This is a genomic window from Acinetobacter bouvetii (assembly GCF_902753875.1).
In the GTDB taxonomy this organism is placed as follows: domain Bacteria; phylum Pseudomonadota; class Gammaproteobacteria; order Pseudomonadales; family Moraxellaceae; genus Acinetobacter; species Acinetobacter bouvetii_A.
In genome coordinates, this window is the sequence record NZ_CADDTS010000054.1 from 1 (window position 1) to 7,811 (window position 7,811).

Annotated in this window: 9 protein-coding genes; 1 reads left to right on the plus strand and 8 read right to left on the minus strand. The window is 37.0% G+C overall.

Annotated features, from left to right (window positions below):
- From FB6_RS16330 to FB6_RS16355, 6 genes are all read right to left on the minus strand, one after another.
- A partial coding sequence (locus FB6_RS16330; RefSeq protein WP_174560943.1) for a replication initiation protein occupies positions 1–446 on the minus strand: 446 nt, incomplete at its 3' end.
- A 321-nt stretch (positions 447–767) separates the two neighbouring features.
- Positions 768–986: a hypothetical protein gene (locus FB6_RS16335; protein WP_174560944.1), complete on the minus strand. Its 219-nt coding sequence runs from the start codon at positions 984–986 to the stop codon at positions 768–770.
- Positions 979–2,052 carry a hypothetical protein gene (locus FB6_RS16340; protein WP_254592261.1) on the minus strand — a complete coding sequence of 358 codons (1,074 nt, stop codon included), beginning with the start codon at positions 2,050–2,052 and terminating at the stop codon, positions 979–981. Before FB6_RS16340 ends, FB6_RS16335 begins: the two co-directional genes overlap by 8 nt.
- Positions 2,053–3,815: 1,763 nt before the next feature.
- Positions 3,816–4,028 (minus strand): hypothetical protein, encoded by a 213-nt coding sequence (locus tag FB6_RS16345; protein WP_174560946.1) that lies wholly within the window; start codon positions 4,026–4,028, stop codon positions 3,816–3,818.
- Between the two features lie 139 nt (positions 4,029–4,167).
- Positions 4,168–4,455 (minus strand): type II toxin-antitoxin system RelE/ParE family toxin, encoded by a 288-nt coding sequence (locus FB6_RS16350; protein ID WP_174560947.1) that lies wholly within the window; start codon positions 4,453–4,455, stop codon positions 4,168–4,170.
- Positions 4,452–4,766 (minus strand): type II toxin-antitoxin system Phd/YefM family antitoxin, encoded by a 315-nt coding sequence (locus FB6_RS16355; RefSeq protein ID WP_174560948.1) that lies wholly within the window; start codon positions 4,764–4,766, stop codon positions 4,452–4,454. Before FB6_RS16355 ends, FB6_RS16350 begins: the two co-directional genes overlap by 4 nt.
- Positions 4,767–4,977: 211 nt before the next feature.
- Between FB6_RS16355 and FB6_RS16360 the strand changes: the two genes are divergently transcribed.
- Positions 4,978–5,928, plus strand: a complete 951-nt coding sequence (locus FB6_RS16360; RefSeq protein ID WP_174560949.1) for a hypothetical protein — start codon at positions 4,978–4,980, stop codon at positions 5,926–5,928.
- 8 nt (positions 5,929–5,936) lie between these two features.
- Here the strand turns inward: FB6_RS16360 and FB6_RS16365 are convergent, their stop codons facing one another.
- Both FB6_RS16365 and FB6_RS16370 read right to left on the minus strand, forming a co-directional pair.
- The gene (locus FB6_RS16365; RefSeq protein WP_174560950.1) at positions 5,937–7,070 is read right to left on the minus strand and encodes a restriction endonuclease subunit S; all 1,134 of its coding nucleotides are present in this window, start codon (positions 7,068–7,070) and stop codon (positions 5,937–5,939) included.
- 163 nt (positions 7,071–7,233) lie between these two features.
- Positions 7,234–7,811 (minus strand): replication initiation protein (locus tag FB6_RS16370; RefSeq protein ID WP_174560951.1); only part of this gene is annotated, 578 nt, incomplete at its 5' end.

Here is a 7,811-nt window from a genome sequence, read left to right on the forward strand (position 1 = left end):
GACTTATCAGTGAAGTACATCGTCCGCCAAGCGGGGTTATATGGGTTTTTAGTGAGCTTTCGGCTATACCCTGCATCAGCTTTCAGCTTTCTTCCAATCGCAGCCTGAATTTTTGCAGCGTACTGCATTGGCTTAATGCTTGCGATTTCCGTTGTTGGATAGGGGAACAATAAGCGGTAACAAATATGCACATGCCCATTTTTCGGGTTTTGTGCAACCCAAAAAGGCGGTGGAAGGTTTTCTTCTTGCCAAGCTAATGCTGATTCGGGGTAATCGAGATCAAAGACAAAGTAAGACACCAAACAAGGTTGGTTGAATTCGATGTATTTTTTTCTAATTGCTTCTGTTTTTTTCGTTCTGTATTGTCCATCCGCAAAATCATCTGTGCAGTGCGGATAGTACGCAAGATCATCAAAAAACAGCTCTAGCTGTTTTTTTAAAGCCATGTCGCCCTTCAAAAATATTTGAATTAGTCGGCTCAACTAGGCTACAATCAGGCTTCATATATCTGTTGTTGCTAGTTGAGATTAATTTCTCATCAAGTTACCGAAAGAAGACTCGACGCCACATCGAGTTTTTTTTCGTCTGCGAAAAAGTGTACACCAATTTTACAAACTTGTTAAGTTATTCATTTTATTGCGAATTATTAAAAAAATGCACAACAAGCAAAAATGTATGTTGCTGTTTTTAAAAGGTTTGAGTTTGGTTTTGCTGAACACACCAAGATTTTTGAAAAAAATCCTGGTGTGTTTGGCCAGAAACCAAAATCATTCATAGACTCGACCATTTTGCATGTTGTAGTGCTTGTCGTGACCATTTTCCTTGATGTAGTCAGCTCTTTTCTGCATAAAATCCGCTTCACGCTGTTCTGCCCTTGAAATGCTGTCTTGGTCTTGTGGGGCTGTGTTTGGCTTGCAGTTTAGAAAGCTGACACCGCAGAGGACGACAAGAAAAAAAGCCAAGCTTTTTTTGGTTTGGCTACTCATCTTCAAGCACCTGTAAGTAAAGCTCATCTGCTTTTTGGATAATCAATCCGCTATTTTTATGCTGTTCCTTCATCTCGGTTATATAAGCTTTAAGGGGGAAGTGGTCAAAAGTCCGATGATACTCCCTGACGATTTCTAAAGGCACTTCTATACCTTCTTCATCAAAAATAGCTCGCCGAAATTTATACTCTTGAAGTGTATCAGCATAGGTCTGCAATCGTGGCAGATAAGTCAAGTGTGGTGGAGCAATCTCCATCTGCATCCATGTTTTCTGCTTCTTAGACCTGTACTTTAAAAAACGCTGTGCAAAATGAATAATTTGCCCTGCTTGGGAACGGCTTGCTTTAAAAACAGACCATGTTTCAACCATCAGGAATAAATTTTTAACTTCGGCTCGGTTCTTCTCAGCTAGAGAGCTATTTTTTTGACTAGCCAATTTATTAATAGAATCGGTAAATTTTGTTTTAATTTTTTCAATACTTTGCTTTGTATATCGCCAAGTCCACGTATAAGCTCTTACTCGGTCTTTGTAGTCTTTTTCATCACCCAAGATGAGCTGTTTATAGGTCTTATGCGTATCTCTGAAAAGCTCCATAGTCACTAGGGCAGTGGGTTTGACAGAAATTGGATTTTTTAAGACGAACATTTTTGGTTCATTATCTTTGAAGTAGTCTGCAATCAAGGTCTTTTCTGCTGAAATTGAATCGAGATCCCACTTAAAGCCTTTGTACTTCTCTTTAAGATTCTCGATTTTCAAACGCTCTGACTTTTTTGCAAGTTTACTGACTTCGATACCGTTGAAAGTATTGAAATCTCTACTTGTAGGCGTAGTAAATAGACAGTATAAGAACCATTTTTCTGCATTAAAAACATCTTTTTGAATGATCATCGTGCAAATGGGATGACCTTTTTCTAGGCGGTATGAACGCTGTCTTGGTGAGATTCCCAACTCATAACGTGTTGTCATCTTCTCCAATAGAGAATCAATTGATTTTTTAGAACTGTCATATTCAAAGTTGAAATAAAAATATGCGCCATTGGCAACATGGTCAGCGAGCCGTTGCATCGTGAATTTTGCGGTTGGACTAAAAATTATCATCCAAAATATTTCCAATAATTGTTATCAAGGGTTAATTCACAAAATACGCTGTTTTTTGATCAAAAACTAGCATTGTAATCGAGTAAAAGATTTTTTGGTTTTGAGCTGTTTTTTGCTTTTTCCATAGCATCGCTATGGTGAACTTGCGAAGCAAGTTTTAAGGACTTCTAGACGGTATTTGTAAGAGGGTAATAAGTAGTTCCTGTAAAACGCCTATAGACAGCATATTTTTTGTGCATTATGCTTTTTCCATCAGTTGTAAAGTGTGTCTGACCAACGCACCTAAAAGACCTTTAACCGTTTTTTAGTGTGCCGTTAGGCACACTAAAAATTTGATTTTCAACAGCTCACAGTGGAAAGGCTGACAGCCTGAAAACTGCTTGACGAAGCGGACTGCCCTAGAAATTTGGCTCGGTACGCTTTGATGAGGGCTGATGAGGGGTGGCAATTTATTGCCTACCCTCAAATTCTACTCAATCCCACTTCATCGTTTTAAGTTCTTGAAGTTGGGCGACAAGGACACGGAATCACCGTCAAAGTGACGATAACAAAGCAATTTGTTATCGAAACTGAAAGGTGGCGATAGGAATAGAAAAGGATTCCTATCTAGGCTGAAAGGGCTGAAATCCTGCTTTTGAAGAAATAGTGAGTGAAATCCATAGATGGAGATTAGCGTTAATAACTACCGTTCTTTGCTGATTTTAAAGGTGGCAAGGTGCGTGGCACACACGATGGCTTCTGAGGTATTCGAGAGGGTACAGGCGATCAAGGTGAAAGCTGGCGAGAGTGGCACTTTGGGGTAGTTGTTTTGCTCCAAAGGTCGATGTATAGCTCAAACGTGTAAAAGGGTTAATACCCGATAGTGCAGAGTAAGTGCTTTACCCATGTTGATTCTTTTTTTTATCTAGTTGTTGTAGATATTGATACTAAGGTATCGAGCCTGCGTAATTCGTATTTTGGAACTGCGTACGAAAAAGCAAGGAAAGGGCGAGAAAGATAGTGGATAGGCGTACTGCTTGTTAAGACTTCAAAGGATAACTTGGGACGCACTTTTATGTCATTAGGGTTTGTCACCTAAGTTTTTTGAGTAACTTATTTTAAGTAAGTTAACGACATAGATGTGTTGGAGCGATCTTTAGTAGCGCATATAAGGCAAGTTGTTTTTGCTGAAATTGTACTGTTATAATTCTGAATAAGTTGTTGTTTTTACTTGTAAAATAGATAGTGATCTATAATTACAGGTGATTCAGTAATAAATAGGGATTTCTTTTGATAGATGTTTTATCAAGAGTTGGTTAAAAACTATAGCTACCGTTGTCAGAAATGGCTTGTTAAGGGAATCGTAGTTTTGCGAAAGAGTGATGTTGAGGATACAGGGGACTGTATTTGAGTGTGTTACTTCTTGCATGGTAAAAGTGCTTGAAGGCTGTGGATTTAATGCCACAGGAGAATCAAAAGGTTAAATGGGGATTGGTCTCCCCTGCTGTTCGAGTTGGTCGCTCGGACTAAACTAAGCTTCTGAAGACATAGTTTTTCGAGGTTGTCATCCACCACAGGATGAATATTTCTGAGTTTATGAATAAATTCAGCGTTTTAAAGTTCGGTATCAATTGGTTGGCAATTGATACTGCGTCAAATTTTACGGTGCATACGTTATAAGCATTTTAGACCCCCTCGGATATTCTTAACCAACAGAATGTCGAAACGAGGTGGGTTGCCTTATTTCATCTTTAATTTGGCTCTAATCTGTTAGCTAATGACAGAAACAGCATCCCCATATAACGACAAATATCTGGGTCTATAGGTGTATTTTCTTCCAACCATTCATTCACAGTATCAGCGACTATAACTAAATCCATTTTTAGCATCTCAAGCTCTGATTCATCCGTGTATATTTCACTAATATATTTTGAGTTTGGACTCAACTCTAGCTCGTCACTCACTACTCACCTATTTAAATATAGCTTTAAATGCTCACTATTTGCGTTTTAAGCGACTTTTTTGCTTAGATATAGAATCACCAATCCATCACTCTAAAAATTAAATCTAGAGCAAACTGTGCGTAAAATTAAAAAGGTTTAATCAAACATTCCTAGATGTATGCAAAATTCTGAGAATGAATACCTTTTTTTTGTCTTCATCAACTTGAATGATGGCACGATATGGGCTGTCAACAATCAGCATTTCTCTAGTTCCTAAACTCCCTTTTCTCTTTGTTCGGTTTGGCGAGAAGTAGAGTGTTTCTAACTGATCAGTGATTTTTAGGTACATACTTTCAGCCAGTTGCTCACCCCAGTTTTCGATCCCATACGCCAAAATTTCAATTAAATCTTGTTCTGCTTGTGGCAAATAAGAAACTTCATAACTCATTTGCTACGGCTCGCTACTAATTCTCGTGCTTTTTGCATTGCTGTAGCGTGTACCGTTTTCATTGCAGTCGTTTGTAATGGATGTGATTTCAAAGAATTTAGGGCTTCTGCTATTTTCTCTTTTTCCCAATCTTCATAATCATCACTTTCAATATCAAAAAGACTTTCTAAGTGAGTACCTTTCACATCTTTCAAAGATAAAAAAACACCAACTGGACGTTTATTCTTTGTTACTAAGACAGGCTCTCTTTGCATCGTATCCAATAATTCACCAAAACGAGATTTAGCATCTTTCGCTGTAATAACTTGCATGTTTTAAACCTCAATTCAAAAAGTAGGCATTTTGTCTATTTTAGACATTAAAAAGAATTAATCAAAGATAATTTTGTACAGGTTTTTCTTAAACAAAATTCTCGATAAATACATGATCAGAGGGAATGGAGATGTGAAAAATCTTTATTAGTTATAGGCAAAGTAGCAATATACATCCAATATTCAATGGTTTAAATGGGAAATGTTTAGAATGTCTTTAATGTCGATACTTAAATCATCAGCGCCTAAATGCAAGGAAGTAAAAGAAATTATAAAAAGTGTTGCACCCAAAAAAACAGATTTCAAAACTTACAGTGATATTCCTCCTTTTACTAATTATGAAGTGTTGAGTGAACATAAATTAACGAGTAGTTATGATTCAGGCTTGGTTGGTACAGCATTTGACTACTTATCTAAAATAATTTGTGCCTATCACACGAATACCGAATTCAGTGCTAAGGAATTTGAGCGACCTAAAATTACGAGCTTTCTAGAGGAAACTAAAAACAAAAGCATTTTGACACTGTATAAAAAAATGCAAAATCACATAGATTCTTTACTAGCTAATAAATCAAACACTTTAGAGATAAGTGAAGAGTTTATTGGCGGCATTATTCTTATGGCTAAATTGGAAAATCTATGGCGATCAGGATTTCTACCAGTAGCAACAAAGAAGGACATACTAAAACCAACGGATAAAGTGGTTTACGATGATATATTTTCCTTAGTCAAAAATTTTGATGATGTATTCATTAAAAATGGTCTTGTTAAGCCTGATAGTCTGATCACATACAATCCTAGTTATTCTGCAAATATTTATGTTGCACTAGGTGGAATAGATGCAGATATTTGTATTGATGAAACACTATATGACTTTAAAAGCACAAAAAATCAAGGATTTATGATTAAAGACAGTATGCAGATCACATCGTATTACTTATTCTATTTAATGGATCGGATTATGTCTTCAACAGTGCAGATGCAATGCCACAGAATAGAAAGAATTGCGTTATATAAAGCTCGGTTTGGCCAAATTGAATATTTTGATGTTAAGAATATTCCTGAAAAAGATTTAAAACATGCAATTTCTGAGCTTAACAGAATGTTTAAATTAGGTATGCCTGAGCAGAAAATTAAGGATTTTAAAGCTTATTCGGCATAACCTTTTCATTAAATAAACATCTGCTGTAACAAGCCTTTTTTCCATTGTTTGGCTTGTTCAATTTGCTTTGAAACCACTTCTATTTTTTGATCAATGGCAGAGAGGAAATTGGCGATTTGGGTTTGTTCCTCTAAGCAAGGTAAATTTAATTCAACACCTTTAAGTTGAGTTGCATATAAGTGGACTACGGAATTACCTTGAGCTAGTTGTGCAATTTTCATTTTTAATTTTGAACGAATGAGATAACTCAAGAAAATCCCATTTTCTTTGGTACGGAAAATATTTAAATCACCAGACAGAGCAATGCCGTCATCCAAGATACAGCTAGCTGTGGCAATATCAATTTGTGTTTCCCCTGAAGCTGGAATTAAGATGTCATTTGCTTTACTTAATACCAAATTATTTACATCAATATTAGTTGCTGAAATTACTTTAGAAATAACCTCACCATAATGCGTATATAGTTCACCATATCGAACACAAGGTATTTGACCATCACATACAATGTCAGCCTTTGAAATACCTTTTCCTTTCAAGAAAGTACCAATTTTCTCAAGTGTTGTCTCCTCCCACTCCCCAAACTCACTCCCATCATCAGCTTTAAAACGAATCTGCTGACTAAACAGCTTTTGCATCATCCCTTGTTTATATTGGCTTAGTAGCTCATGTTTTTGTTTGATTTGACTAATCTTTTCATCTACAGCAGAAAGAAAAGTAACTATTTTGGTTTGTTCTTCTTTTGAGGGAATACTTATATCAACATTATAAATCGAAGTTGTATTTAGACTTGGTACACCTGTAGCCTCATTTAAACCTAACCAATTCACTTCAAGGGCATGTTGAAACAAAAATAATGGAACTATATTTTCTTTAATTTCTGTATAGAAAAGAGTATCTACTGTCCAAAATTTTTCATTTATGTATTGAGGTTTATCAATCGTACCTTTACGCCCAATTAAAATACTTTCTCCATCATACAAATATGAGTCAACGTATCTCATAATGCCCCCTGTACCTAAAACAGGAATATCACCATCATTAAGGGACTTATGATCTTTACCATATTTGATAGTAAGAACATCTTTATACTTAAGTTTTAACCAATCACCATCAAACTCTTTAAATCTTAATTTAGGAAACAACGTAAAACTCTCTTTAAATTATGAAGCTTACAATAAAGAATTAACTACCCAGAAATGGCTAAAAATAGCCTAGGCTGAGATCGTGGAACATTCTTAAAATTGACCATACTGACAACCAAGACACCCCCTCTTCGAGGGGATATCTGATATAGCTTATCTGCTATCACTTTATCAGTCCTTTTTTCTTCCTACGGTAGTATGTCGCTTGTCCTATTCCTAATGCTTCCCACGGCTTTGTAGAACGCTCTGAATCGGCTTTAGCCCTCCGTTTAGATTTCTGTCCACCTTTACGCCCTTTCTCTACGTGCCACTGTTTTAAACCTTGTTCGCTGAACCGTTGCCACACCCATGTTGCAATACTCTTTGCTGTGGCTTTGACTTCTGAGTAGGGTAAGGCTTCGGGGAAACCTGCGTTTATGTCCTTTAGGCGGTCTTTGACAGCGTTGTGCCACATTTGGAAAGGGGTGTTTGCCTTTTTGAACTCCATGACTGCGGTATAAGCCCATGATGCGCCCTGCTGAAACATGGTGCAGTTACGCCCCAAGCCTTGCTCTTGCTCGCTTTTCCTGAGTGCTTTAACCACAACATAATCGGCAAGCTCATCGAGCAAGTACGACTTATCAGTGAAGTACATCGTCCGCCAAGCGGGGTTATATGGGTTTTTAGTGAGCTTTCGGCTATACCCTGCATCAGCTTTCAGCTTTCTTCCAATCGCAGCCTGAATTTTTGCAGCGTACTGCA